This is a genomic window from Cryobacterium sp. TMT4-10, assembly GCF_004403275.1.
GTDB classification, from domain to species: domain Bacteria; phylum Actinomycetota; class Actinomycetes; order Actinomycetales; family Microbacteriaceae; genus Cryobacterium; species Cryobacterium shii.
This window is the reverse complement of sequence record NZ_SOGU01000052.1, coordinates 1-1,028: the sequence shown is the minus strand read 5'-3', so window position 1 is coordinate 1,028 and position 1,028 is coordinate 1. Positions and strand designations below refer to the sequence as shown.

Annotated in this window: 1 protein-coding gene; it reads right to left on the bottom strand. The window is 61.9% G+C overall.

The features are described from left to right. Window positions 1-15 precede the first annotated feature (15 nt). Complete coding sequence (locus E3T42_RS08200; RefSeq protein ID WP_134365202.1) at window positions 16-918, bottom strand: IS982 family transposase; 903 nt, start codon at window positions 916-918, stop codon at window positions 16-18. Between the last annotated feature and the right edge of the window lie 110 nt (window positions 919-1,028).

Genomic DNA, 1,028 nt, shown 5'->3' with positions numbered 1-1,028 from the left:
CTAGATGAGTGAGTCCTAATGGTCGTAGGCGATGAGGGATCGTTTGTTGGGTGTTCCGAGGAGCCAGTTGTGCCAGATTCCGGCGGCGAGGGCGAGTAGTCGGCCGGCGACGCGGGAGTAAAGGCCCGGGATAGTGCGTCCGCCATGGTCTTCGAGGGTGAGTTGGCCTTTGAGAGTGTCGAAGACGGACTCGACCCATTGGCGGATTCCGCCGAGTTTCCCGAAGCGTTTCTTCTCGTCCTTACGGTCCGGTCGGATCAGGTGAGCGCCGAGTTCGTCGGTGATGAACCCTTCGAACTCGCGGCCGGCGAACCCTTTGTCGCCGATGATGATTTGGCCCTGCTGGATGAGGTGTCGGTCGTGGCGCAGCATCGCCTGGGCAGCTTCGCGTTCGCCGATTTTGGGGTTGGCCAGGCCCCAGACGACGGGCATGCCATCTGGGGTGCAGACCAGATAGAGGCGGAATCCCCAGAAGTAACGGGAGTGGGAAGCGCAGTATCCGTAGCCGGCGTGTCCGGCCAGGTCGGAGCGTTTCACGGTCTCTCGGGACTTGCCGCAGGGCACCGGGGTGGAGTCGATTAGCCGCGTGATCTCGCCCCAGGACGGGGTATCCCTGCCCAGTTCTGTGATCACCGCGGAGAGCAGCCCGGTGGCTTGGCGAACGCGTTTGCCCCACCCGGATTGTTGGGGCAGATTCGGAAACATGGGCCTGAGGTACGTGTTCGCGTAGCGGATCCATTTTCGGTCCGAGGCGATGCCGAGCAGATGTTGGGCGACGACGAGGCAGAGCAGCTCAATGTCGGTCAGGGCCGGCGGGCGCCCGGGCCGCCCCCGTCTGGAAAACCCCAGCGCGGGGATGATCCGATCGTCTAGATGGACGTAAAGTGTGGTCAGGAGGGTGTTCAGATCTGTCTTCACAAACAGGGTTTAACACCCTCCGCCTTCGATTAACAGCGTCCACGCCGGGCCAGTCCGATCTGACTAGACGTGTACCGCTACCGACAATCGATTAGGACTCACTCATCTAG